This window comes from Oerskovia paurometabola (assembly GCF_016907365.1).
GTDB classification, from domain to species: domain Bacteria; phylum Actinomycetota; class Actinomycetes; order Actinomycetales; family Cellulomonadaceae; genus Oerskovia; species Oerskovia paurometabola.
The window spans coordinates 1615481-1639952 of the sequence record NZ_JAFBBV010000001.1; the positions used below are offsets into that span (position 1 = coordinate 1615481).

General features: G+C 73.9%; 26 protein-coding genes. 17 read left to right on the forward strand and 9 right to left on the reverse strand.

All coding sequences use genetic code 11. The features are described from left to right. Nucleotides 1-41 precede the first annotated feature (41 nt). From JOD48_RS20125 to JOD48_RS07250, 4 genes are all read left to right on the forward strand, one after another. On the forward strand, nucleotides 42-1388 hold the full coding sequence (locus JOD48_RS20125) for a sensor histidine kinase (RefSeq protein WP_191789271.1): 1347 nt from the start codon (nucleotides 42-44) through the stop codon (nucleotides 1386-1388). Further along, nucleotides 1385-1990: a response regulator transcription factor gene (locus tag JOD48_RS07240; RefSeq protein ID WP_191789270.1), complete on the forward strand. Its 606-nt coding sequence runs from the start codon at nucleotides 1385-1387 to the stop codon at nucleotides 1988-1990. Before JOD48_RS20125 ends, JOD48_RS07240 begins: the two co-directional genes overlap by 4 nt. A 92-nt stretch (nucleotides 1991-2082) precedes the next feature. Further along, entirely contained in the window at nucleotides 2083-2811 is a 729-nt protein-coding gene (locus JOD48_RS07245; RefSeq protein WP_307824025.1) for a lysophospholipid acyltransferase family protein, read from the forward strand. Beyond that, entirely contained in the window at nucleotides 2808-3833 is a 1026-nt protein-coding gene (locus tag JOD48_RS07250) for an NAD(P)H-dependent glycerol-3-phosphate dehydrogenase (RefSeq protein ID WP_307824026.1), read from the forward strand. Before JOD48_RS07245 ends, JOD48_RS07250 begins: the two co-directional genes overlap by 4 nt. 56 nt (nucleotides 3834-3889) lie before the next feature. On the opposite strand, the gene JOD48_RS07255 is transcribed toward JOD48_RS07250, so the two are convergent. Further along, a complete protein-coding gene (locus tag JOD48_RS07255) occupies nucleotides 3890-4582 on the reverse strand; it encodes an AMIN-like domain-containing (lipo)protein (protein ID WP_204808300.1) in 693 nt (230 codons plus the stop codon). Nucleotides 4583-4818: 236 nt separating this feature from the next. Between JOD48_RS07255 and JOD48_RS07260 the strand changes: the two genes are divergently transcribed. Continuing rightward, nucleotides 4819-5214 carry a DUF6191 domain-containing protein gene (locus JOD48_RS07260; protein ID WP_204808302.1) on the forward strand — a complete coding sequence of 132 codons (396 nt, stop codon included), beginning with the start codon at nucleotides 4819-4821 and terminating at the stop codon, nucleotides 5212-5214. On the opposite strand, the gene JOD48_RS07265 is transcribed toward JOD48_RS07260, so the two are convergent. Together JOD48_RS07265 and JOD48_RS07270 are read right to left on the reverse strand one after the other, a co-directional pair. After that, a complete protein-coding gene (locus JOD48_RS07265) occupies nucleotides 5211-6371 on the reverse strand; it encodes a trans-sulfuration enzyme family protein (protein ID WP_204808304.1) in 1161 nt (386 codons plus the stop codon). The genes JOD48_RS07260 and JOD48_RS07265 overlap by 4 nt on opposite strands. Before the next feature lie 69 nt (nucleotides 6372-6440). After that, nucleotides 6441-7613 carry an acyl-CoA dehydrogenase family protein gene (locus JOD48_RS07270; RefSeq protein WP_191789266.1) on the reverse strand — a complete coding sequence of 391 codons (1173 nt, stop codon included), beginning with the start codon at nucleotides 7611-7613 and terminating at the stop codon, nucleotides 6441-6443. 97 nt (nucleotides 7614-7710) lie between these two features. Here JOD48_RS07270 and JOD48_RS07275 point away from each other — a divergent pair, with 97 nt between their 5' ends. After that, on the forward strand, nucleotides 7711-8850 hold the full coding sequence (locus JOD48_RS07275) for a D-alanine--D-alanine ligase family protein (protein WP_191789265.1): 1140 nt from the start codon (nucleotides 7711-7713) through the stop codon (nucleotides 8848-8850). Between the two features lie 54 nt (nucleotides 8851-8904). Here JOD48_RS07275 and JOD48_RS07280 read toward each other — a convergent pair whose 3' ends face one another. Continuing rightward, complete coding sequence (locus JOD48_RS07280) at nucleotides 8905-9396, reverse strand: DUF3515 domain-containing protein (RefSeq protein ID WP_307824027.1); 492 nt, start codon at nucleotides 9394-9396, stop codon at nucleotides 8905-8907. Nucleotides 9397-9449: 53 nt separating this feature from the next. On the opposite strand from JOD48_RS07280, the gene JOD48_RS07285 reads away from it, so the two are divergent. Next, the gene (locus tag JOD48_RS07285; protein WP_204808307.1) at nucleotides 9450-10517 is read left to right on the forward strand and encodes a thiamine-phosphate kinase; all 1068 of its coding nucleotides are present in this window, start codon (nucleotides 9450-9452) and stop codon (nucleotides 10515-10517) included. 90 nt (nucleotides 10518-10607) lie between these two features. Here the strand turns inward: JOD48_RS07285 and JOD48_RS07290 are convergent, their stop codons facing one another. Then, nucleotides 10608-11126 carry a GNAT family N-acetyltransferase gene (locus JOD48_RS07290; protein ID WP_191789263.1) on the reverse strand — a complete coding sequence of 173 codons (519 nt, stop codon included), beginning with the start codon at nucleotides 11124-11126 and terminating at the stop codon, nucleotides 10608-10610. A 149-nt stretch (nucleotides 11127-11275) separates the two neighbouring features. Beyond that, complete coding sequence (locus JOD48_RS07295; protein ID WP_204808309.1) at nucleotides 11276-12313, reverse strand: NAD(P)/FAD-dependent oxidoreductase; 1038 nt, start codon at nucleotides 12311-12313, stop codon at nucleotides 11276-11278. A gap of 80 nt (nucleotides 12314-12393) precedes the next feature. Here JOD48_RS07295 and JOD48_RS07300 point away from each other — a divergent pair, with 80 nt between their 5' ends. Beyond that, entirely contained in the window at nucleotides 12394-13008 is a 615-nt protein-coding gene (locus tag JOD48_RS07300) for a helix-turn-helix domain-containing protein (protein ID WP_204808311.1), read from the forward strand. Between the two features lie 74 nt (nucleotides 13009-13082). Here JOD48_RS07300 and rpmB read toward each other — a convergent pair whose 3' ends face one another. Next, nucleotides 13083-13274: a 50S ribosomal protein L28 gene (gene rpmB, locus JOD48_RS07305; RefSeq protein ID WP_030150850.1), complete on the reverse strand. Its 192-nt coding sequence runs from the start codon at nucleotides 13272-13274 to the stop codon at nucleotides 13083-13085. 292 nt (nucleotides 13275-13566) lie between these two features. On the opposite strand from rpmB, the gene JOD48_RS07310 reads away from it, so the two are divergent. From JOD48_RS07310 to rsmD, 3 genes are all read left to right on the forward strand, one after another. Then, nucleotides 13567-15333, forward strand: coding sequence for a DAK2 domain-containing protein (locus tag JOD48_RS07310; RefSeq protein ID WP_204808313.1), 1767 nt, complete (start codon nucleotides 13567-13569; stop codon nucleotides 15331-15333). Beyond that, nucleotides 15330-17705 carry an ATP-dependent DNA helicase RecG gene (locus tag JOD48_RS07315; protein ID WP_204808315.1) on the forward strand — a complete coding sequence of 792 codons (2376 nt, stop codon included), beginning with the start codon at nucleotides 15330-15332 and terminating at the stop codon, nucleotides 17703-17705. The genes JOD48_RS07310 and JOD48_RS07315 overlap by 4 nt, the downstream gene beginning before the upstream one ends. 70 nt (nucleotides 17706-17775) lie before the next feature. Next, nucleotides 17776-18369: a 16S rRNA (guanine(966)-N(2))-methyltransferase RsmD gene (rsmD, locus tag JOD48_RS07320; protein WP_191789258.1), complete on the forward strand. Its 594-nt coding sequence runs from the start codon at nucleotides 17776-17778 to the stop codon at nucleotides 18367-18369. Between the two features lie 118 nt (nucleotides 18370-18487). Here the strand turns inward: rsmD and JOD48_RS07325 are convergent, their stop codons facing one another. Continuing rightward, nucleotides 18488-19306, reverse strand: a complete 819-nt coding sequence (locus JOD48_RS07325) for a hypothetical protein (protein WP_204808317.1) — start codon at nucleotides 19304-19306, stop codon at nucleotides 18488-18490. A gap of 103 nt (nucleotides 19307-19409) precedes the next feature. Here JOD48_RS07325 and coaD point away from each other — a divergent pair, with 103 nt between their 5' ends. From coaD to mutM, 6 genes are all read left to right on the forward strand, one after another. Beyond that, nucleotides 19410-19958 (forward strand): pantetheine-phosphate adenylyltransferase, encoded by a 549-nt coding sequence (gene coaD, locus JOD48_RS07330; RefSeq protein ID WP_204808319.1) that lies wholly within the window; start codon nucleotides 19410-19412, stop codon nucleotides 19956-19958. Next, entirely contained in the window at nucleotides 19955-20479 is a 525-nt protein-coding gene (locus tag JOD48_RS07335) for a hypothetical protein (protein ID WP_191789255.1), read from the forward strand. Before coaD ends, JOD48_RS07335 begins: the two co-directional genes overlap by 4 nt. 263 nt (nucleotides 20480-20742) lie before the next feature. Next, complete coding sequence (locus JOD48_RS07340; protein ID WP_056648462.1) at nucleotides 20743-21330, forward strand: YceD family protein; 588 nt, start codon at nucleotides 20743-20745, stop codon at nucleotides 21328-21330. A gap of 2 nt (nucleotides 21331-21332) precedes the next feature. Next, nucleotides 21333-21527, forward strand: coding sequence for a 50S ribosomal protein L32 (gene rpmF / locus JOD48_RS07345; protein ID WP_030150858.1), 195 nt, complete (start codon nucleotides 21333-21335; stop codon nucleotides 21525-21527). Nucleotides 21528-21532: 5 nt separating this feature from the next. Next, on the forward strand, nucleotides 21533-22306 hold the full coding sequence (rnc, locus tag JOD48_RS07350; RefSeq protein WP_307824028.1) for a ribonuclease III: 774 nt from the start codon (nucleotides 21533-21535) through the stop codon (nucleotides 22304-22306). Then, complete coding sequence (gene mutM / locus JOD48_RS07355; protein ID WP_204808321.1) at nucleotides 22299-23282, forward strand: bifunctional DNA-formamidopyrimidine glycosylase/DNA-(apurinic or apyrimidinic site) lyase; 984 nt, start codon at nucleotides 22299-22301, stop codon at nucleotides 23280-23282. The genes rnc and mutM overlap by 8 nt, the downstream gene beginning before the upstream one ends. Nucleotides 23283-23286: 4 nt before the next feature. Here the strand turns inward: mutM and JOD48_RS07360 are convergent, their stop codons facing one another. Continuing rightward, nucleotides 23287-24261, reverse strand: a complete 975-nt coding sequence (locus tag JOD48_RS07360) for a phosphoglycerate dehydrogenase (protein WP_204808323.1) — start codon at nucleotides 24259-24261, stop codon at nucleotides 23287-23289. Between the last annotated feature and the right edge of the window lie 211 nt (nucleotides 24262-24472).

The window sequence follows — 24472 nt, forward strand, 5'->3', positions numbered from 1 at the left end:
GCCTGCACGTGCCGGCCCAGCCGCATGACAGGCTGGTGCCCGTGAGCCGCAACCCCCTCGTCGGCGCGTGGTCGCGCCGCTCCAACCCCGAACGGTTCGACACCTACACGCGCTGGTCGCTGTACGTCGTCGCGACGTTCGAGCTCTTCGTGGTGCTCTGGGTCGTCGGCGAGGTACCCACGGGGCACCCGGCCCTGCTCGCCCCCCTGATCGGGCTGTGCCTCGCGCACACCGCGTCGTGCGTCGTCGTGATCCGGTACGGGGTCACCCGGTTCCTCGGCGGCCCGCCGCCTCCCCGGTGGGCCCTGGGCGCCATGTGGGGGCTCGCGCTCGCGACCTGCGTGGTCGGCCTCGCGGCGTACCCCACGGGTGAGGGGTCCATGTTCCAGGGCAACACCCCGGTCCTGGTCGTGACCGCGGCGACCGCGTTCTCGGTCGCCGCCTGCGCGCCGCTCCTGACCTTCCGGTGGTTGGCGCTCGGCGCGGTCGGCGTCGCGGCGGTCTCGGGGCTGGTCTCGTGGGCCGTCGCCCCGGTCCGCGACGAGACGGCGGCGGGCATCGCGGTGGGCCAGGGCATCGGCGTCGTCCTCATGTGCGTCGGCATCTTCGCGTCCTACCGGGTGTCGGTGTGGATGCTCGGGATCGTGTGGGAGCAGGAGCGCAACCGGGTCCTGCACGCCCGCCTCGCCGTCGCCGAGGAGCGGCTGCGCTTCTCGCGCGACCTGCACGACGTGTTCGGACGCACGCTCTCGGTCGTGGCCGTCAAGAGCGAGCTGGCCGCCGAGCTCGCGACGCGCGGGCGCCCGGGAGCCGCCGAGCAGATGCTCGAGGTGCGCCAGATCGCGCAGGACTCGCTGCGCGAGGTGCGGGCGGTGGTCGCCGGGTACCGGGCCACGGACCTGCCGGCCGAGCTCAGCGGGGCCCGCTCGGTCCTGCGGTCGGCCGACATCGAGACCACGATCGAGTCGTGCGGCGACGAGAAGGATGCCGGGCTGCCCCTGGGCACGCAGGAGGCGCTCGCCTGGGTCGTGCGCGAGGCCGTGACCAACGTGGTCCGGCACTCGGACGCCACCCGGTGCGAGATCACGCTGCGCGTCGACCGGGGCGAGGCGGTGCTGACCGTGACCAACGACGGCGTCCCCGACCTCGACCGCACCACGACCAGCCCGGGGAGCCCCAGCGGGTCCGGGCTCATCGGCCTGGGCGAGCGGCTCGCCGAGGCGGGCGGGCGCCTCGAGACCCATCTCGTCCCACCCGTCTTCCGCCTCACGGCCAGCGTCCCGCTCCCCGGCCCGGGCATGGGTAGCCTCGTCCCGCGCCTGCCGCGCGGCCCCCGGGGCCGTGGCTCAGGCGCGCCCAGCCCCGCCGAGGAAGGCACCACCCCGTGATCCGCATCCTGCTCGCCGACGACGAGAACCTCATCCGTGACGCGCTCGCGACCCTGCTCTCGCTCGAGGACGACCTCGAGGTCGTCGTCCAGGCCGCGTCGGGGCCGGAGGCGCTCGCGGCCGCGCGCAAGCACTCCCCGGACGTCGCGGTGCTCGACCTCCAGATGCCCGGGCTCGACGGGATCGAGGTCGCCCAGGCCCTGGCCACCGAGGTGCCCGGGTGCGGGGTCGTCATGGTCACGAGCCACGGCCGACCGGGGTACCTCAAGCGCGCGCTCGAGGCCGGCGTGCGCGCCTTCCTGCCCAAGACCGTCTCCTCCCGCGTCCTCGCGGACGTCGTGCGCCAGGTCCAGGCCGGCGGGCGCTACGTCGACCCCGAGCTCGCGGCCGAGGCCATCGCGGCCGGCTCGAGCCCGCTGACGCCTCGCGAGGCCGACGTCCTGGAGCTCGCGGCCGGGGGAGCGCCCGTCGAGGAGATCGCGACCCGCGCGTCGCTCGCCCCGGGCACGGTCCGCAACTACCTCTCCTCGGCCGCCGCGAAGCTCGGCGCGACAAACCGGCACGAGGCCGTGCACCTGGCGCGGCGGCACGGCTGGATCTGAGCCGTCGTGGCCGCGGCGTCGGGCCCGCGCACCCAGGGCGCGCGGCGCCGTCGGGCCCGACGACGGCACGCGGCCCGGTAGGCTCGGTGACCGTGCCGAAAGCTCATCCTGACAGCCGCGCGTACCGCCTCGTCGCGCTCGTCGTGCGACCCATCATGTTCACCATCACCCGCCGTGACTGGCAGGGCGAGGAGAACATCCCCGCCACGGGCGGGTTCATCGCTGCGGGCAACCACATGTCGAACATCGACCCGCTGACGTTCGCCCACTTCCTGTACGACCACGGGCGGGCGCCCAAGATCCTCGCCAAGGCGTCGCTGTGGAAGGTTCCGTTCTTCGGCGGCCTCCTGAACCGCACAGGCATGATCCCCGTGCAGCGCAACACCGCGGGGGCCGCGTCCTCGGTGAGCGCGGCCGTCGACCAGCTCACGCTCGGCGAGTGCGTCGCGGTCTTCCCCGAGGGCACGCTGACGCGTGACCCGGACCTGTGGCCCATGGTCGGCAAGACCGGTGCCGCGCGCCTGGCGCTCGCGAGCCGCATGCCCGTGGTGCCCATCGCACAATGGGGCATGCAGGACATCCTGCCGCGCTACAGCAAGCGGTTCCGGCCGTTCCCGCCCAAGAAGGTCGCCGTCCACGCCGGGCCGCCCGTCGACCTGTCGGACCTCTACGAGCGTCCGATCGACACCGTGACCCTGCGCGAGGCCACCGACCGCATCATGGACGCCATCACGGGGCTCCTCGAGGACATCCGCGGGGAGAAGGCCCCCGCGGAGCGCTTCGACGTCCGCAAGAACCCCGGCTCGGAGGAGCGCAAGTGAGCGACCAGCAGATCATCGCGACCGTCCTGGGCTCGGGAGCGTGGGGCACGACGTTCGCCGCGGTCCTGGCCGACGCCGGGTGCGAGGTCCGCCTGTGGGGCCGCAACCCCGAGGTCGCGGCCGACATCAACGCGACCCGTCGCAACTCCGCGTACCTGCCCGACATCGACCTGCCCGCAGGGCTCACGGCCACGACCGACGCGGCCGAGGCCCTCGCCGGGGCCCAGCTCGTCGTGGTCGCGATCCCGTCGCAGAGCGCCCGCGCGACGCTCGCGCCGTTGCGCGAGCACCTCGCCGAGGGGGTCGTGGCGGTCTCGCTCATGAAGGGCGTCGAGCTCAGCACCGACCGCCGCATGAGCGAGGTCGTGGCCGAGGTGTGGGACCTGCCGCTCGACCGGGTCGCGGTCGTGTCCGGGCCCAACCTCGCACGCGAGATCGCCGAGCACCAACCGACCGCGACCGTCGTCTCGGCCACGAACGAGGAGACCGCGCGCTTCGTCGCGGCCGCCTGCTCGTCGTCCTACTTCCGCCCGTACACCAACTCGGACGTCGTGGGCGTCGAGCTCTGCGGGGCCGTGAAGAACGTCATCGCGCTCGCCGTGGGCATCGCCCAGGGCCGGGGGTTCGGCTACAACACGACCGCGACCGTCATCACGCGCGGCCTGGTGGAGATCACCCGCCTCGGGCTCGCGCTCGGAGCCGACGCCGAGACGTTCTCGGGTCTCGCAGGCATGGGCGACCTCGTCGCGACCTGCACGTCCCCCCTGTCCCGCAACCACACGCTCGGCAAGCACATCGGCCGTGGCATGAGCCTCGACGAGGCCGTCGCGGCCACTGGCGGCACGGCAGAGGGAGTCAAGTCCTGCCGGTCGGTGCTCGAGCTCGCACAGAAGGTGGGCGTCGACATGCCCATCACGGCCGGTGTGGTCGCCGTCCTGCACCAGGGCATGCCGGTCGACGACATGGCCCGCGGACTGCTCGCGCGGCCGCAGAAGTCCGAGGGCGTGACGTCGGGGCGCTGAGGCGACCGCGCCGCTCCGCCGGCTCGGCGCCCTGAGGGGCGCCGAGCCGGCAGCCGTCACACGTCGTCGTTGCGCACCTCGACCACGACCCGCGTCGGGTCGGTCAGGGCGTAGACCCGGAACGGGCTGACCTCGTCCGTCCCGACGAACGACTGCGCGTACCCCTCGAAGACCCCGAGGAAGACGACCTCCTCGACCTCGTCCGTCCCGGCGCCCCTCAGGGTCGACGGGGCGTCGAACTCGGTGACGCCCGTGTCCGCGGGGTAGCCCGAGCCCGAGATCGAGACAGAGAGCGTCCCGTCACCGTCGACCGGCACGACCTTGCCGCTGCCGTCCTCGTTCGCCTGCGGGACGTACTCGACCCGCCAGCCGGGCGTGCCCGTCCCACCCATCTCGTACACCACGCGGTCGAAGCCGTCGTGGCGCCCGATCCTGATGTCGGTGACCGTCAGGGCGGCGCCGGGGGACGCGTCGGCGAGGTCCACCTCGGTGTTCGCGGGGAACGCGGGCGCGTCCGTCGAGCTGTCGTCGTCGGTGGATCCCGTGGGCGTCGACGTGGGGCCCGCGGGAGCGGAGGGGGACTGGCTCGCGGTGGGGCCGGGGGCCGGGGACGAGACCGACGGCGACGGGGCGGCCCCCGTGGTCTCGTCGTCGGTCCCCGCGCCCGAGCAGGCCGTCAGCGCGAGGAGGGCAGCCACGACCCCGGTGGAGAGTGCTGCGGGCCGGAGTCGTCGGGTCGTGCCGTTCATCAGTTGCCTCCTGGAAGTTCTCACCGGGAGACGCTCCCGGGTGACCTTCGAGCCTAGGCCGATCGGGTCACGGATGCAGGGAGGACAGGTCTCGATCGGGGAACGAGCGCCTCGCGAGCAACGCCCCCCCGCCGCGCGACGACGACGACCTGCGGCGTCCGCTCGCCGGTGGTGACGAGCGACCGCTCCCTCGCACGAGGGATGACAGGGTCTCCCGTCCGCCCTACGGTGGCTGCATGCCGTGGATCAGCAGTGCGGGCGGGCCGCTCCTCTTCGTCGTCGTGCTCGTGGTCGTCGCGTTCGTCGCGATCGAGCGCATGGTGAGCGGGCGCTCCAGGGACCGGCAGCTCGGGGACGGGCGAGGGTCGGGCGAGAGCGCCGGGGTCGGCGCGTTCGGCGAGCTCGTCGACGTCTTCCAGCCGAGCCGGGTCCACCTGACCGAGGAGAAGGAGCGTCAGCGGCTCGACATCGCGCAGGCGCCGTCCACCGCGCCGCCGATCGACGTGGACCTCGAGTCGGGGGTCGTCGTCTTCAGCGCGGACGTGTACGAGCCGCGGCCCGCCGAGCCGCAGCCCGCCGAGCCGCAGCCCGCCGAGCCGCAGGTCGTCGAGGGGACGGCCGCCGCGCGCTAGCCGCGGACCGCCGCGCGCAGGGCCTGGTCGAGGTCCGCCCACAGGTCCTCGACGTCCTCGATGCCGACGCTCAGGCGCAGCAGGTCCTCGGGGACCGTGTGGGACTCGGTCGCGAACCGCCTCCGGCGCTCGAGGCTCGACTCGACCCCGCCCAGGCTCGTCGCCGGGACCCAGAGCTCGACGGCCTCGACGAGCGCGTCGGCGGCCTCGCGACCGCCTCGGGGGCGCAGCCCGAGGATCGACCCGAAGCCGTTCATGGTGCGGGCCGCACGCTCGTGGCCAGGGTCCGTCGGGAGGCTCGGGTGGCGGACCTCCTCGACGAGCGGGTGCTCGGCCAGGCGCCGGGCGATCTCGGCGGCGTTGGCCTGCGCACGCTCGACGCGCAGCGCGAGCGTGCGCAGCCCGCGCAGCGCGAGCCACACCTCCCACGGCCCGGCGATCGCGCCGTGCAGGGTCCGGTAGGCACGGACCTTCGTGGCCAGGTCCGGGTCGTTCGTGACGACGGCCCCGAGCACGACGTCGGAGTGCCCCGCGAGGTACTTGGTCACCGAGTGCACGACGACGTCCGCACCCAGGGTGAGCGGCTGCTGCCCGAGCGGGGTCGCGAAGGTGTTGTCGACCGCCGTGAGCACGCCCTGCTCGCGTGCCGCGGCCAGGAGCACGGGCAGGTCCGCGACCTCGAGCATGGGGTTGGTCGGGGACTCGAGCAGGAGCAGGTCCGCCCCGCCGATCGCGGCGAGCACCTGGTCGGTGTCGGCGACGTCGACCCGGACGACCTCGACCCCGTGCCGGGCCGCGAGGTCGTCGGCGAACCCCAGCGTGACCTGGTAGGCGTGCCGGGGCAGGACGACCTTGCCGCCCGCCGGGACGAACGAGAAGACCGCCGCGACGGCCGCCATGCCGCTGCTGAACACGATGCCCGGCTCCGAGGCCCCCTCGAGGGTGGCCAGGGCCTCCTCGAACGGGTGCCACGTCTCGGTGTCCATGCGCGTGTAGAGCAGCTCGCCGGGTTGCTGCACGCCGCGTGACACGTACGTCGAGGACAGGACCACGGGCGGGTTGACCGGCCCGCCCTGCTCGCGCGGCGGGCGTCCCGCAGCGACCGCGATCGTGGCGGGGGACAGCGGGGCGCGGTGGACGGTGGGCTCGGTCGTCATGGGGGTGAGATTACGCCTGGCGGTCGGGTGGGTGCCGCGGGCAACCGCCAGGTGGGAGAGAGAGTCGCCTCAGTCCTCGAGCGGCCCCAGCAGCGCGCTCGCGAACGTCGAGTGCGCGGACTCGTCGTCGGACGGGTGGAAGATGCCCGCGAGAACGTCGCGGTAGAGCCTCCCGAGCTCGGAGGACGCGAAGTAGGACGACCCGCCGGACACCCGGATCGCCTGGTCGACGACGACGCGCGCGGTCTCGGTGGCGCGCACCTTGAGGCCCGCGACCGCGGTGAACCAGCCCGCGCCACGGTCCACGAGGGCGTCGATCTCTCCTGCGAGCTGGTCGATCTGCGGGTAGATCCCGTCCATCGCGATGCCCGCGTCGGCGACGCGCCAGCGGATGTCGGGGTCCTGCGACAGCGGCCTGCCGCCGCTCTTCATCGAGGTACGTCGGTGGGCGTTCTCGACGGCGAGCTCGAGGGCGCGCCGGCCGATGCCCGTGTACACCGACGCGAGGAGGATCTCGAACGTCGTGAAGATCGCGAGCACGAGCGGGTCGGTCGAGGGTCCGGGGGCCAACCGCCGCACGACCCGGTCGGCCGGGGCGTGCGCGCCCACGAGCATGGTCGTGCGGCTCTGGCTCGCGCGCATGCCGACCGTGTCCCAGTCGTCGAGCACGTCGACGCCGCCGCCCTCGCGCGTCACGAACGCGTGCACGAGTCGCGGGTCGCCCTCCAGCGTGGGGCCGTCCTCGGTGGCCGTCTCGATCCCGAGCACGCCCAGCCGCGTCCACGCGGGGGACAGGGACGTGAAGATCTTCCGGCCGTGGAACGAGTAGCCGCCCTCGCCGTCGGGGCGGGCCTGCGTCCGGGACCCGAAGAGCACCAGGTCGTTGCCCGGCTCGGAGTAGCCGAACGCGAAGACCTCGCCGCGCGCGGCCTCCTCCAGGACGAAGTCGAGCGAGTGGTCCCCGCGCTCGTACAGGTAGCGCGCGACGCCGGTCCAGACGTGGTGCATGTTCACGGCGAGCGCGGTCGCGGGCGCAGCGCCCGCGAGGCGGACCTGCTCGTGCGCGACGTCGCGCAGGCCCAGTCCCGGGCCACCCATCGCGACGGGCACGAACGCCTTCAGGTAGCCGGCCGCGGTCAGCTCCTCGAAGTCCTCGGTGAAGAACGAGTTCTCCCGGTCGTAGGTCGCGGCGCGCGAGCGGATGCGGTCGAGCAGGTCGTCGGTCAGCAGCGGAGAGGTCATGCCCCCGTTCTACCACCGCCCGTCCACCTCCCGGGCGCCTCGTCTGCCCCCGTTCCTGTTCACGCTGTCGCACGCGGTTCCGGTAGGGTCGTCGGCGATGTCCAGCCAGCCAGAACCCAGTGCTCCCGCGCGCAAGACGCGCGTCCTCATCCTCTTCGGCGGACGCTCCGGCGAGCACGTGATCTCGTGCGCCACCGCGGGTGGCGTGATGCGCGCGATCGACCGCGAGCGCTACGAGGTCATCCCCGTCGGGATCACCAAGGCGGGGCAGTGGGTCCTCGCGGCCGACGAGCCCGAGCGCTGGGAGATCACGCCCGGCAACCTGCCGGAGGTCACGGCGACGGGCGGCGAGGTGCTGCTGCCGCTCGCGGTGGGGCAGCGTGCGCTGCGCGTCCTGGAGCCGGGCGAGTTCCCGCGCGAGCTGGGCGAGGTCGACGTCGTCTTCCCCCTGCTCCACGGTCCGTTCGGCGAGGACGGCACGCTCCAGGGCCTGCTCGAGCTCGCCGACGTGCCCTACGTGGGCGCGGGCGTGCTCGCGTCGGCCGTGGGCATGGACAAGCAGTTCATGAAGCTCGTCCTCGCGGGCCAGGGCCTGCCCATCGCGCCGTACACGGTCATCCGCCCGGGGGAGTGGGACCGCAACCCGGCCGCCTGGACCGAGACGGTCGCGGGCCTGGGCCTGCCCGTGTTCGTCAAGCCCGCCCGCGCCGGGTCGAGCCTCGGGATCACCAAGGTCGACGACCTCGCGGACCTGCCCGCGGCGATCGCCGAGGCGCGGCGCCACGACCCCAAGGTCCTGGTCGAGGCCGGCGTCGTGGGCCGCGAGATCGAGTGCGCGGTCCTCGGTGGGCGCGAGGGCGAGCGCCCGCGGGCGTCGCTGCCCGGCGAGATCGTCGTGACCGACGCGCACCACGACTTCTACGACTTCGAGGCCAAGTACCTCGACGAGGCGGGCGTCGAGCTGAGCTGCCCGGCCGACCTGCCGCCGCACCTCGTCGACGAGGTCCGCGACATCGCGGTCCGCACGTTCGAGGCCGTGGGCGCCGAGGGGCTCTCGCGCGTCGACGTGTTCGTGACGACCGACGGCCAGGTCATCGTCAACGAGATCAACACGATGCCGGGCTTCACGCCGTTCTCGATGTACCCGCGCATGTGGGAGAAGTCCGGCATCACGTACCCGGAGCTGATCGACGAGCTCATCCAGCTCGCGCTGCAGCGCCCGACCGGGCTGCGCTGAGCCGGGCCCCGGCCGGCGCCGCACCCAGCACGGCGCCCGCCCGGGCCGCGCGACTCACATGCAGTAGCGCGTCTGCTCGACCTTGGACACCGCGCGGTTGAGGTCGGACACGAAGGACGTGGACTGGGTCTGCTGCACCTTCGGCGGGATCTGGACCTCCACCGCGGGGTCGCGGCCGTAGGTCACGAACGTCCAGGTGTTCTTGCCGTCGTCGGTGACGATCCAGTCGACGCTGCCCGCGGTGCTCGGCACGCCCATGCATCCGACCGTGGTGGGCTCGGGCGGGGTCACGCCGCAGCGCAGCGTCACGGCCGCACCGGGCTCGCCCCAGGCGGCGGTGGCCTGGCTGTCGGTCTTGATCTTGGGCAGGCCACCGAGCTCGTCGGGGACCGCGAGGACGACCTCGGCGCACTTCGGGTCCGCGGCGTCGTCCGCGACCGGGACACCGATGGTCGGTGCACAGGCACCGAGGCCCGCGGCGACGGCGACCAGCAGGATCCCGGTGAGCGTCCGGCGTCGGGCAGGGGTACGAGGGGCGTTCAGCACCCTCCAACGGTAGCCGCTCCAGCGGGTGCGCCGGTCCCGCGTAAGGTGGCGCCGTGACCGATCCGAACGAGAACCCGACCCTGGTGCGCGAGACCTCGGAGGAGGAGCTGCTCGCGGCGATCTTCCCGCTCCTGCCGACGGGCGAGGCGACCCTCGTGGGTCCCGGCGACGACTCGGCCGTCGTGAGCGCGCCCGACGGCCGCTTCGTCGTCTCGACGGACGTCCTGGTCGAGCGTCGCCACTTCCGCCCGGAGTGGTCCACGGGGTACGACGTCGGGTGGCGCGCCGCGATGCAGAACCTCGCCGACGTCGCGGCCATGGGTGCGCGACCCACGTCGCTCGTGGTCTCGCTCGTGATCCCGGGGCACCTGCCCGTCGAGTGGGTCACGGGCCTCGCGCGCGGCCTCGCCGCGGCGTGCGCACCGAGCGGTGCGGCCGTCGTCGGGGGAGACCTGTCGAGCGGCGACGACGTGGTCGTCGCGGTCACGGTCCACGGGGACCTGGGCGGGCGGGCGCCGGTCCTGCGCTCGGGCGCCCAGGTGTCCGACGTCGTCGCGCACGCCGGGCGGAGGGGGTGGTCCGCCGCGGGGCTCGCCCTGCTCGACCACGACCTGGGGGACGTGGACCGGGAGCTGGTCGACGCGTACCTGCGACCCGAGCCGCCGCTCGCCGCGGGGACCGCGGCAGCCGACGCCGGAGCGACCGCGATGCTGGACCTGTCCGACGGCCTGCTGCGGGACGCGGGACGCGTCGCGCGCGCGAGCGGAGTCGGGATCGACCTGGCCCTCGACGCGTTCGCGGCGGACCTCGCACGGCTCGCCCGGGCGGCGTCCGCCGTGAGCTCGGCCACGGGTCGCCGCCCGCCCGGGGAGTGGCCGTCCGCCGCAGCGGACGCGGGGTCGGGCGACCCGGCGGCGATGGCGCGCGACTGGGTCCTGACGGGCGGAGAGGACCACGGGCTGCTCGCGACCTTCCCTGCGGGGACGGTCCTCCCGGCGGCCTTCCGGGCGGTCGGGCACGTGGTGGCTGCGGGACGACCGGGGCCGGACGCGCGTCCGGCAGTCACGGTCGACGGGGCCGCGCCGCGGGGCGGCGTCGGGTGGGACCACTTCCGGGGCTGAGCCGCTGATCCGCTGGACGAGGGCGAGGGGGTCACCCCACGCGGGGTGACCCCCTCGACGGGAGCGCGGGTGCGGGCGGGTCGGCCGCGGTCAGGACCTGCGGCGGTACCGCACCTGGGTGAGGTCGCGACCACCGATGTCGTCGCGTCGCTCGACCCCGTCCGGGGCGAACCCGTGACGACGGTAGAAGTGCTGGGCGCGGTCGTTGTCCTTGAGCACCCACAGGGACACAGGGGTGCGCGGGGGGACCTTGCCGAGCATGGTCCGCATCAGGTCACGTGCCACGCCGCGGCCCCAGGCCTCGGGGTCGAGGTAGATGGCGTAGATCTCGAGGTCGCCGTCGTCGGCGTCCTCGTCGCGGGCCGGACCGATGCTGGCGAATCCCAGGGCCCGCCCGTCGGCCTCGGCGAGCAGGATGTCGGCGCCCGAGCTCGTGAGGTTCGAGGTCCAGGCCGCCTCACGCTGGTCGTGGTCGAGAGAGGCCAGGTACTCGTCGGGGACGATCCCGGCGTAGGCCCCGCGCCAGGACGCGATGTGCACCTGGGCGATCGATGCCGCGTCCTGCGGTGTCGCCGTGCGGATCGTTACCTCGTTGAGTTCCGTCACCATGACCAAATCCTGCCACTTCCGTGGAGATCCGCCAACCCTCTTTGTCCGGATCTTCAGCAAATCTCCCCAAGGGGATGTGATGTCGGCTTCGACGAGGGGTGACGCGGTCGTCGGCGTCGCCCCTCGCGGTCCGTCGTCCACCGATCCTCTCAGCCTTTGGCGGTTGCCGCCTGCGGGCCGTCGAGGGTGCCTGGGACGACGGCCCGTCGGACGTCGTCGGCGATCAGGTCGCCGTTGGTCGCCGCCGCGGCCTGGACCCCGGCCGCGGCGGCGGCGACGACCTGCGCCATGACGTTCGTGACGTTGCCGGCGACGCGGACCCCGGGCAGCGTGGTCGCTCCCATCGGGTCGGAGGGCACGTACGTCCCGACCACGGTGCCGTCGACGACCTGCTCCGCGGTCTCGATCCCCAGGGACTCCAGGACCGCGGACCGGGCCGTGAAGCGGGGTGCGACCACGAGCGCGGCGCACGGCACGACCTCGCCGGACACCAGTCGTACGCCGTGCAGCGCGTCGTCCTGGACGTCCAGGGCCTCGACCAGGGCGTCGACGACCCTGACGCCGCGGGCGTCGAGCGCGGCGCGGGTCGTCGCGTCGGGCGCGGGGGACCCGTGGAGGAAGAGCGTCACGTCGTCGGTCCACTGGCGCCACATCTGGGCCTGGTGGAGCGCCATCGGGCTCGTGGCGAGGATGCCCACGGCCTGGTCGCGCACCTCCCAGCCGTGGCAGTACGGGCAGTGCAGGACGTCCTTGCCCCAGCGCTCGGCGACCCCGGGCACCGCGGGCAGCTCGTCGACGAGGCCGGTCGTGACGAGCAGCTGACGGGCGCGCAGGTCCCTCCCGTCCTCGAGCCGGACCTCGAACCCGCCGTCCGGCAGCGGGGTCGCCGCCTCGACCGTGCCCTGCGTGATGCGACCGCCGTATGCCGTGACCTCCCCGCGTCCTGCGGCCAGGAGCGCGGCGGGGTTCTCGCCGTCGCGCGACAGGTAGCCGTGCATGTGCGCGGCCGGTGCGTTGCGGGGGCGGCCCGCGTCGACGACCAGGACGCTGCGCCGGGCGCGGGCGAGCGTCAGGGCTCCGCTGAGCCCGGCCGCGCCGCCTCCGACGACGATCACGTCGTAGACGCCGGGAGTGCTGTCGGTGTGCGGGATCTCACCCGTGGCGGGTGTCGTACTCGTGCGGGTCATGGGGACCACCTCCTCGTCGAGCATCGATGCACGGCGTCCCCGGTGGCAATTCCTGTTGCCGGAGTGGCAAACTGAGGTGCATGGACGCACCAGCGGACGCATCGGACGACCCCTTCGCCGCAGCCCTAGAAGCCGTCGGGCCCCGGCTGCGCGCGCTGCGCCAGCGGCGCCAGCTGACCCTCGTCGACCTGTCCGACCGCACGGGCATCTCCGTGAGCACCCTGTCCCGGCTGGAGTCCGGGGGGCGACGCCCCACGCTCGAGCTGTTGCTGCCCCTCGCCCGCGAGCACGAGGTCCCGCTCGACGAGCTGGTCGGCGCCCCGCCCACGGGGGACCCACGCATCCACGCGCGGCCCGTCAAGAGGGGCGACTCGACGATCCTGCCGCTGTCCCGCCGGCCGGGAGGGGTCCAGGCCTACAAGCAGGTCCTGCACGGACGAACCTCGGACGTGCTGCCGGAGACCAAGGTGCACGAGGGCTACGAGTGGCTGTACGTCCTGGGCGGGCGGCTGCGGCTCCTGCTCGGTGAGCACGACCTGGTGCTCGGCGAGGGCGAGGCCGCGGAGTTCGACACCCGCACCCCGCACGCGATCCTCAACGCCGACGAGCACCCGGTCGAGCTCCTCGTCCTGCACGGCCCCCAGGGGGAGAGGGCGCACTTCCGGGCTCGGCCCATGCAGCGTCGCGCCGATTGATCCGGGAGTTCCCGGGAACGCGAAAGCCCGCCAGGACGAGTCCTGACGGGCTTTCGGCGAACGAGCGGGAAGGCTCAGACGTGACGGACGACCTTGCCGGCCTTCAGGCACGAGGTGCACACGTTGAGACGCTTCGGGGTACCCGAGACGATCGCACGGACGCGCTGGATGTTCGGGTTCCAGCGACGCTTCGTACGGATGTGCGAGTGCGAGATGCTGTGCCCGAAGCTCGGGCCCTTGCCGCAGACTTCGCAGTTGGCAGCCACGATTTCTCCTGATCGTCGTGCACGCCTCCGCGAAAGGACAGCGGCGACGTAGTGAATGGTCTGTGGGGTGAACGCTCCGAACCAGCGCGTGCCGGGGAACGTCCGTGGTCGCCCGGATCTGTCCGGGCAACCTCCATAGGGTAGCCGATAGCCACCCTCCACCCCAAACCGACCCCGAGAGCGTGCGTGGTGCAGCGCGCGGGGCGGACTACGGTGGTCCGGTAAGTATCGCAGGCTCTGCGGGGGTTCGGCACCCTCGCGTGCCCGACCCCCACGAAGGAGCCCCACGAGCGTGACGGACGGCACGGAGCACATCGAGCCCGCGGTGGTGCGGACGTGGGTGGCGGAGACGGTCCGGGCGCTGGGCGAGGCCCGGGCGCGCATCGACCGCGCGAACGTCTTCCCCGTCGCCGACGCGGACACGGGGACCAACCTCTTCCTGACCGTCACCGAGGGCGCACGGGCCGTGGGCGAGGTGCCCGACGGCGCGCCCGTCGACACCGTGCTGCTCGCCTTCGCGCGGGGCGCCCTGATCGGGGCCCGCGGCAACTCGGGCGTGATCCTCAGCGAGTACCTGCGCGGCTTCGCGGGCGCGACCACCGTGGCCGACGAGCCCGTGGGCTCCCTGCGGGTCGCGACCCGGCTCGAGGCCGCGGCCCGCTCGTCCTACGCGGCCGTCGCGGTCCCGGTCCCCGGCACGATCCTCACCGCGGCCGACGGGGCCGCCGTCGCGGCCCGTGCCGCGGCGGAGGCCGGGGCAGACCTGAGCGGCGTCGTGCGCGCGGCGCGCGCGGGAGCGCACGAGGCCATGCTGCGCAGCCCCCGAGAGCTCGACGTCCTGTCCCGCGCGGGCGTGCTCGACGCCGGGGCCTTCGGGCTCGTGCTCGTCCTCGACGCGCTGTGCCACGCGCTGGGAGCCGTCGACGACGGCCCCGGTCTCGGGCTCGGCACGAGGGGCGCGCTGTCGGTGGCCGACGGCACGATGGCCCGCATGACGAGTGGGACGACCGGCGTCGACGACGTGACCGACGTCACGTCGGTGCCCGCACCCGGCGCGGCCCTCGTGGGCAGGACGACCGCGCAGGCGAGCGGCGTCGTCGTGCCCGTGGCGGGCGCAGCGCCCGGCGAGCACGCGCCCGTCGGGATCGACGGTGAGTTCGAGGTCATGCTCGTGGTCGACGGCACCGACGGCACCGACGGCACCGACGGCACCGACGCTCCGGCCCCCGCGACGCCGCCGCTCGCCGACGCGCTACGGGCGGCTCTCGCGCAGGTCGGCGACTCGGTCGTGGTCGTGGGGGAGGGCGTCTGGCAGGCGCACGTGCACACCGACGACCCCGCGCGCGCCGTCCAGGCCGCCCGGGCCGCGGCCGGCGGTGCCCGGGGAGCCCGGCTGCGCCAGGTGTGCGTGCGTCACCTCGCGACGCAGGTCGCAGCGCGGGGCAGCCTGCACGGGCACGCGCTCCCGACATCGGGCGAGGTGCCAGAGCACGGCGTCGTCGCGATCACGTCGGCCCCCGGCCTCGTGCCGGACCTGGCCCGCAGCGGTGCCGTCGTCCTCCTCGCCACCGATCACGTGCCGACCCCGGGCGAGGTGCTGCGCGTGGCCGTCGACACCGGTGCGCGCACCGTCGCGGTCCTGCCCGGGAGCGCGGGCGCAGCCGACGCCGCGCGCGAGGCCGAGGGGCTCGTCGGCCAGGGCGCCGGCGACCTGCGCGGCATCGAGGTGCTCGACGCCCCCACCGACCTGCACGTCGTGGCCGCGCTCGCGGCGGCGACCCTGGGCTCCGCCGCCGCCGACGCCGTCGCCCTCATGAAGGCGACCCTCGAGGAGGTCCGCGCGGTCCAGGTGCCCGCGGACGGGACGCTCGTGCGACCCGCGCTCGAAGGCCTCCTCCGCGCCGACGACGAGGTGCTGACCGTCCTGCCGGGACGCTGGGTCGACCCGGTCGTGGTCGACGTCGTCGCGGGCATCGCCCGTCAGTGCGTCCCGGGCATCGAGGTCGTCGTCCTCGACTCCGGACGCGACCACGCCGACCTGGAGCTGGGAGCAGAATGAGCAGCGACCCTCGTGCCGCCGCCCCGGGGGCGGACGCAGACCACCTGACGGGCACGCGACGCCTCGCGGGCGACCTGGTGACCGGGCCGGTCGACCGATTCGCCGAACCCCTGACCAAGGTCCTCGGCCCACGCTCGGCGGGCGCCCTCGCCAAGCTGGGCCTCGAGACCACGGGCGACCTGCTCGGGCACTACCCGCGCCGGTACGGCGACCCGGGCAAGCTCACCGACCTCGGCGGCCTGGTGCTGGGCGAGCACGTCACGATCATGGCTCGGGTCGTCCAGGCGACCGTGCGGGCCATGCGTTCTCGCGGCGGAGCCATGCTCCAGGCCGAGGTCACCGACGGCGTCCACCGCCTGTCGCTGACGTTCTTCGCCAAGGGCACGGGCGCTCTGCGGACGCACGAGAGCCGTCTCCAGCCCGGCCGCACGGGCCTGTTCACGGGAGTCGTGAGCGCCTACCGGGGGGCCCGCCAGCTCACGCACCCGGACTACCTCGTCATCGGGGTCGACGCCGACGACGAGGAGTCGGCCCTCATCGAGGCGCGCCGCCCCATCCCGCTCTACCCGGCGAGCGCCTCGATCCCGAGCTGGCGCATCCAGAAGGCCGTCCGTCAGGTCCTCGACCCGCTGACCGAGGACGAGGTGCCGGACCCGCTGCCGCCCGCCGTCCGTGAGGCCCGCGGGTTCGGGTCGCGGCACGCGGCGCTCAAGGACGTCCACGAGCCGTTCGACACGCGCCAGTGGCAGCACGGCCGCGACCGGTTGCGCTACGAGGAGGCGTTCGTCCTCCAGGCGGCGCTCGCCCAGCGGCGCGCGCGGGCCGAGGCCGAGGAGGCGACGGCCCGGCCGCTGCGCGCACCGGGCGAGCCCAGCGCGCTCGCGGACTTCGACGCGTCCCTGCCGTTCACGCTCACGGCCGGCCAGCGCGAGATCGGCGAGGAGATCTCCGGCGAGCTCGCGCGCTCGCGGCCCATGCAGCGCCTGCTCCAGGGCGAGGTGGGCTCGGGCAAGACGGTCGTCGCGCTGCGCGCGATGCTCCAGGTGGTCGACGCCGGAGGGCAGGCCGCGCTCCTGGCGCCCACCGAGGTGCTCGCCTCGCAGCACGCCCGCACCCTGCGGACCCTGCTGGGGCCGCTCGCGGAGGAGGGCATGCTGGGAGGGGCGGACCACGGCACGCGCGTCGCGCTCCTCACGGGGTCCATGGGCGCCGCGGCCAAGAAGGGCGCGCTGCTCGACGCGGCGAGCGGCCGGGCGGGGATCGTCGTCGGGACCCACGCGCTGCTGAGCGAGAACGTGCAGTTCGCGGACCTCGGCCTCGTCGTGGTCGACGAGCAGCACCGGTTCGGCGTCGAGCAGCGCGACGCGCTGCGCGCCAAGGCCCGCACGAGCCCGCACCTGCTCGTCATGACCGCGACGCCCATCCCGCGCACGGTCGCGATGACCGTGTTCGGCGACCTCGAGACGTCCTCGCTCACCGAGATCCCGGCCGGACGCGCGGGCATCACGACGCACGTCGTCCCCGCGGACAACGAGGCCTGGATGAACCGGACGTGGCAGCGCGTGCGCGAGGAGGTCGACGCGGGCCACCGCGCCTACGTGGTGTGCGCACGGATCCACCCCGACGAGCCTGCGGCCGACCCGGGTGCTGACGACGGAGCGCGCGCCACCGCGAAGAAGAAGAAGCGGACCGACGACTTCGACGAGGTGCCCGACTTCCTCGACCTCGACGAGAGCGCCACCGGCTCCGACCGCCCACCGCTGCGCGCGGTGCTCGAGGTCGCCGAGGAGCTCGCGAGCGTGCCCGCGCTGCGTGGGCTCGCCGTCGGGGTCCTGCACGGGCAGATGGCGCCCGCGGACAAGGAGAAGGTCATGGCCGACTTCGCGTCCGGGGCGGTCCAGGTGCTCGTCTCCACGACAGTCGTCGAGGTCGGCGTGGACGTCCCCGAGGCCACCGTCATGGTCGTGTTCGACGCCGACCGCTTCGGCCTCTCGCAGCTCCACCAGCTCCGTGGCCGCGTGGGCCGAGGGGCGGCGCCGGGGCTGTGCCTGCTGGTCTCGACCGTCGAGCCCGGCACCCCCGCGGCCGTCCGCGTCGAGACCATGGCCGAGACGACCGACGGCTTCCGCCTCGCGACCGTGGACCTCGAGCTGCGCAGCGAGGGCGACGTGCTGGGCGCGGCCCAGTCCGGCAGGGCGAGCTCGCTGCGGCTGCTGCGCGTCGTCAAGGACGTCGCGGTGATCGAGCAGGCACGCGCCGACGCGGCCGAGGTGATCGCGGCCGACCCGGACCTGGCGGGGCACCCCGAGTTGCGCGCCGCGATCGCGAGCCAGCTCGACCCCGAGCGCGAGGAGTTCCTGGAACGGGGGTGACGCTCCTGCCCGCCGAGGGGGACGCGCTGGGCTGCCGAGGGTGACCGTGCCGCCCGTCTAGGCTGTCCGCATGACGAGGATCGTGGCCGGGACGGTCGGTGGACGCAGCCTGCAGGTGCCCCCCAAGGGGACGCGGCCCACGAGCGACCGGGTACGTGAGGCGATCTTCTCGCGGCTCGAGCACTACGGGGTCCTCGACGGTGCCTACGTCCTGGACCTGTACGCGGGGTCCGGTGCCCTGGGCCTCGAGGCCGCCTCGCGGGGCGCGCAGCGGGTCGTGCTCGTGGACGCGGCGCGCGTCGCGGCCGAGGTCTGCCGGGCCAACGTGAAGACCCTCGCCCTGACGAACGTGCAGGTCGTCCAGGACAAGGCCGAGAAGTTCGTCCAGGCGCCCCCGTCGACCACGTGGGACGTCGTCTTCATCGACCCGCCCTACGACGTGTCGGAGGCCGTCGTCGCAGAGCTCCTGCGCCAGCTCGCGCAGACCTCGGCGCTCGTCGAGGACGCGGTCGTCGTGGTCGAGCGCTCGACGCGCAGCCCCGAACCGACCTGGCCGGCCGGGTGGGAGCTGCTCGCCCGCAAGGACTACGGCGAGACCGCGGTGTACTACGCGGGCCCTGCGACGGCCGAGGAGCCTCAGGAGCCGCAGGCAGACGCCTCCTGAGGTCCGCGCGAGACGGGTGACGGGGCGCCAGACGGGTGGTTCGGTCCGAGACGGGTCTCCCCGACACGCGCGAAAGCACCCGTCGGGGACCGAACCACCCGTCTCGCGGGCGGACTGGTCAGACCACCGGCGCCCGCAGCGACGAACTGTCGAGCAGGCCCACGGGCACCCGGTCCAGCTCGTCCGCGCCGAGCAGCGCGACCCGGTCGCCCGACACCGCGTCGAGCAGCGCACGCGTGGGGGCGTCGTCGGCCAGGGACCCCTCGCTGGCCTCGAAGTACTCCCGCAGGAACGTGCGCAGCGGCGCGGCGGGGACGCTCGTCGCCTCCGGGTCCTCGGTCGCGAGCGTCATGAGCAGCAGCGCCGGGACGCGCTCGGCCCCCGGTTCGTTGCCCGGCTGGAAGTACGGCAACGCGAGCACACGCCCCCCGTGGCGGGCGTAGAACCGCAGCCGCGCCTCGGGGTCGCCGTGCGCCTCGCTCGCGGCATGGAACCGCGGGTGCTCGACCTCGCCGAGCACCATGACCGGGCGCAGGTCCTTCAGCCACGCGGAGACCGCGGCCCCGAGCAGCGCGGCACCGATGCCACCACCGCGGCGCCCCGGGGCGATCGCCAGGTACTGCACCAGCAGGACACGCGCCTCGGCCGACCAGGACCCGACGACGCCCGCCACCACGCGACCGGTCGGCCCCTCGCTCGCCGCGCCCGCCGCGCCCGCCGCGCCCGCCGCGCCCGCCGCGCCCAGGGGAGCGGCGCCGTCGGGCACCTCGACGACGCCCAACGACTCCAGGTGCCCCGCCGCGTGGTCCGCGAGGAACGAGTCGAGCGAGACGAGCTCGGCGGGCGGGAAGGACGGGAGCAGGACGTCCCGGTAGAGCTGCGTGAGCTGCTCGACGGAACGCAGGGGGACGACGACGGGGCCGGACTCGGGAGGCATGGCCCCATCCTGCCGCGCCCGCGGCTCCCGCGCAGGACGGTCGTGCGGCCCCCGCCGCCCTGACCTGCCCGGATTCCCGGCGGGCGTGTACTACCGTGGCGAGGTGACCATCGCCGTCTGCCCGGGGTCCTTCGACCCCCTCACCCTCGGCCACCTCGACATCGTCCGCCGAGCGCGGTCGCTGTTCGACGAGGTGGTCCTGGGGGTCGCCCGCAACTCCTCCAAGTCCGCGCTGCTGAGCGCCGAGCAACGCGTCGAGATTGCCCGCGCAGCCCTCGACGCCACGCCAGGCCTCGAGGACGTCCGGGTCGAGATCGTGCCGGGGCTGCTCATGGACTTCTGCCGCGAGGTCGGGGCCGCCGCGGTCGTCAAGGGCCTGCGCGGCGGCGCGGACTTCGACGCCGAGCTGCCCATGGCCCTCATGAACCGCCACCTCGAGGGCGTCGAGACGGTGTTCGTCCCGGGCGACCCCGCACTCGCCCACGTCGCGTCCTCGCTCGTCAAGGACGTGGCCCGCTTCGGCGGCCCCATCGACGACCTGGTCCCGGCCGGGGTCGGTGACGTCGTCCGCCGGGCGATCGCGGAACGGGCGGGCGCGGCGCAGGCCCCGGCGACGCAGGCGACCCCCATCACGGAAGGAACAGGCCGATGAACGACCACCCGCTCGGGCAGACCGAGGACGAGGCGCAGACCGAGGCCGGTCTCCACGTGATCCTCGACGACCTGGCACTCCTCGTCGAGAACGCCCGGGCGATGCCCATGTCGTCCTCTGTCCTCGTGCACAAGGCCGACGCCCTGGCTCTCGTCGACGAGATGCGCCAGGCGCTGCCCGAGCAGCTCGCGCACGCGGACGAGGTCCTGGCCGAGGCCAACGCCGTCCTGGAGGACGCGAACCGGCAGGCCGAGGACATCCTCAACACGGCACGCGCCCGGGCGATCGAGCTGGTCCAGAAGGAGCAGGTCGCGGTCCAGGCCGAGTCGCGTGCCCGGGCGATCGTCGAGGAGGCCGAGCGGACCGCGGCGGAGCTGCGCGTCGACGCCGACGACTACTGCGACCGCCGCCTGGCGGAGTTCGAGGTGGACCTCGGCAAGGTCATGGCGCAGGTGCACGCGGGGCGCGCCAAGCTGGCGCAGCGCATCGGCGAGTACCAGGAGTCGGCCGAGCAGGCCTGACGCGGGCTCGACGCGGGCCCGACGCGGCGCGGCGCGGCCCGGCGCAGGCCCGTTCGTCCGGCTCGCCCGCCTGCCGCACGGCGGGCAGTTCGCGAGGTTCGACGGCAGTTCGGGGATGCCGTAAGATAGTCCGTTGGTCCTGCCTGTCATCGGCTGGGACCGAGGACGTTCGTCCATCCCGTGGGCTCCCCCGAGTTCTCGCGGGACGGACGTGTGTGCTGTGACCTTGAACACCGGTGGCCCGCTCGGGTCGCCGAAACCCTGTGGAGGAACCCATCACTCTCGACTCGCGCTCGCCTCTTGTGCTCGACACGTACGAGCTCGGTCGGCGTCCCGGATCGATGCGTGAGGTGACTCGCTCGGTCAAGGCCCCGGCCGACCTCGGTACCGTCGTGATCGGCATCCCTGAAGGCACCGACCTCGAGCTGGACGTCCGGCTCGAATCGGTGATGGACGGTGTGCTGGTGACGGGGACTGCTCAGGCCCAGGCGGTCGGGGAGTGCGTGCGGTGCCTGGAACCGGTGACGGCTGACGTCGTCGCGGACATCCAGGAGCTGTTCGTGTATCCCGAGCGTGCGAAGGCCGCGGCAGAGTCCGGTGACGACGAGGACGAGGTGTACGAGCTCGAGGGCGACCTGATCGATCTCGAGCCCGCGCTTCGGGATTCCGTCGTCACTGCACTACCATTCAGACCGTTGTGTCAGCCCGATTGCCAGGGCCTGTGCTCCGAGTGCGGAGCACGTCTGGCGGAGGATCCTGATCACTCGCACGACATTGTCGATCCCCGGTGGTCGGCACTACAGAGCATGCTCGAGGATCCGAGCGTGTCCGACGAGACGAAAGAGAGCTAGCCGTGGCTGTTCCGAAGCGCAAGATGTCGCGCAGCAACACCCGTGCGCGTCGTTCGCAGTGGAAGACCACCGCCGCGAACCTCACGACCTGCCCGCAGTGCAAGGGCGACAAGCTGTCGCACGCTGCGTGCCCGACCTGCGGCACCTACAAGAGCCGTCAGTACGTCGAGGCGCTGCGCACCGAGCACGCAGGCTGAATAGCGTGACGCCGGACGCCCCCGCGGCCGCCGGTCTTCTCGAGAGGCTCGGGATCCACCTGGATCCCGAGCTTCTCGTGCTTGCACTGACGCACCGTTCCTTCGCCCACGAGCACGGCGGGATCCCGACCAACGAGCGCCTCGAGTTCCTCGGCGACGCAGTCCTGGGCCTGGTCGTGACCGAGGCGCTGTACCGCCGCCACCCGGACCTCCCCGAGGGCGAGCTCGCCAAGATGCGCGCCGCCACGGTCTCGCAGAAGTCCCTCGCCGCGATCGCGCGCACCCTGGGGCTCGGCGGGTACATCCTGCTCGGCAAGGGGGAGGTGCGGACCCGCGGGAACGACAAGGACTCGATCCTGTCGGACACCGTCGAGGCCCTCATCGGTGCGACCTACCTCAGCCACGGCCTCGAGGTCGCGCGCGACCTGGTGCACCGTCTCGTGGACCCGACTCTCGCGGTCGCCGCTGACCTTGGTGCCGGCCTCGACTGGAAGACCTCGCTCCAGGAGGCGGCTGCCGCGCGGAACCTCGGCGCCCCCGCGTACGCGAGCCAGGGCGACGGGCCGGACCATGCCCGCACCTTCACGTCCGAGGTGTCGCTCGACGGCGTCGTCTACGGGACCGGCAACGGTTCTGCCAAGAAGTACGCCGAGCAGGACGCCGCCGAGATGGCCTACCGGGCGATCGTCGAGCTGCCGCTCCCCACGACGGACGCGCCTGCAGGCTCTGCGCCCGGCCCGGCCGAGCCGGTCGACGGGGCGCACGGGACCCTTGCCTGAGCTCCCCGAGGTCGAGACCGTCCGCGACGGCCTCGCCCGTCACGTCACGGGCAGGGTCGTCACCGGCGTCGAGGTCCTGCGCGACTACTCGGTCCGCCGCCACGAGGGCGGCCCCGAGAGCTTCCGCGGCCAGCTCGTGGGCCAGCACGTGGGCGCCGCGGTCCGCCGGGGCAAGTACCTGTGGCTCCTCCTCTCGCAGGCGCCCGCCGATGCGACGGGTCGCAGCCCCCTGCCCGACGGCGCAGCGCCCACGGGCGCGCACGTCACCGCGCTCATGGCGCACCTGGGCATGAGCGGCCAGCTCCTGGTCCGCTCGGGCACGGCCGCGGTCGACAAGGTGCCGCACCTGCGTGTCCGGCTCGAGCTGTCCGCGCTCCCCGGCGAGCCCGGGACGCCGCGGACCCTCGACTTCGTGGACCAGCGCACGTTCGGGCACCTGTCCGTGACGGACCTCGCGCCGACCCCCGACGGCGGCCCTGGTGGCTGGGGCTCGGCTCTCGCGGAGATCCCCGAGCCCGCCGCCCACATCGCGCGCGACCTGCTGGACCCCGCCCTGAGGCGCGACGACCTCGTGAAGGCGATCCGCCGTCGTCGGACCGGCATCAAGCGGGCCCTGCTCGACCAGCGCCTCGTGTCCGGCGTGGGCAACATCTACGCCGACGAGGCGCTGTGGCGCGCCGGACTCCACTACGCGCGCCCCACCGACACCCTGCGCCTGGCCGAGGCGCACCGCGTGCTCGACGCCGCCGAGGAGGTCATGCGAGAAGCGCTCGCCCAGGGCGGGACCAGCTTCGACGAGCTCTACGTCAACGTCAACGGCCAGTCCGGGTACTTCTCGCGCTCGCTCGCGGTGTACGGCCGCGAGGGCGAGGCGTGCACGCGCTGCGGGGCGCTCGTGCGGCGCGACGAGTTCATGAACCGGTCGTCGTACACGTGCCCCGTCTGCCAGAAGGTGCCGCGGAACGCACGCTGGTAGACCGTCAGCGCGGGACCACGTTGCGCAGCGGGCGACCCGCCCGCAGGTTCTCCAGGTTCTCCCGGACCAGGGCCGACGCGCCCTGGGGTCGCCCACCTGCGACGTGCGGCGTGATGATCGTGCGCGGGGCGTCCCAGAGAGGGGAGTCGGACGGGAGAGGCTCGGTCTCCGTCACGTCGAGGGCCGCGCCGCCCAGCCGCCCGTCGCGCAGCGCGTCGACCAGGGCGCCCTCGTCGACCGTGGCGCCCCGGCCCACGTTGACGAACCACGCATGGTCCGGGAGCTGGTCGATGCGCGCGGCGTCGAACGCGTGGCGGGTGGCCGGCACGGCAGGCAGCAGCGACACCAGGACGTCGGTCGTCGCGAGGACCCGCGGCAGGTCCTCGTCCGTCACGACGGGGAAGCCGAACCGCTCTCCGGTCGTGCTCGCGACCCCGGTGACGTGCGCCCCCAGCGCCTCGTAGAGGGGCGCGAGGGCGGACGCGATCGACCCGAACCCCCAGATCGTGACGCGCGCGCCGTGCAGCGTGAAGCGCCCGCTCGTCGCCGGGTCGGCCTGCTCGTCGACCATCGCGGAGTCCCAGCGGTGCTCGCGCTGGGCGGCCCCCAGGCGGTCGAGGCGCCGGACCGCGGCGAGCGTGAGCGCGAGGGCGTGCTCGGCCACAGGACCGTCGTGCAGCGAGCGACCGTTGGTCACGACGACCTCGGGCGCGAAGCCCGCCGCGAGGATCGCGTCGGGTCCGGCAGCGAGCGTCTGGACCCAGCGGAGCCCGGGGAGGTGCGCTGCGGCGTCGGCGAGGTTCTCGGGAGAGTTGGTCCACGCGACGAGGACCTCCGCGTCGCGGTGCTCGGCGGGCAGGGGAGCGGCGGGGTCGTACTCGACGATCTCGTCCGCGGACCCTGAGCCGTCCTGGTCGGCCGGGGTCCCGTGCCCCGGGGCGAGGTCGAGGGCGATCGTGTCGGGGACGAGGATCTTCACACGGGGCTCCTGGGCGAGGCGGTGGTGCGGCGGGCAGCCGTCGAGGGGACGGGCAGCGCCGTCCGTCCCGGGCCCCCGGTGCAGCGGACACACCGACGCTACCAGCGCCGACACACCGTCCGGCGCGACCGGACGCCCACCGCTCGGGGCCGTTCTCGTTCCGGGAGCGCAAACCTGTCGCTGGCGATATGTTCGCAACGTCTGGCACGTC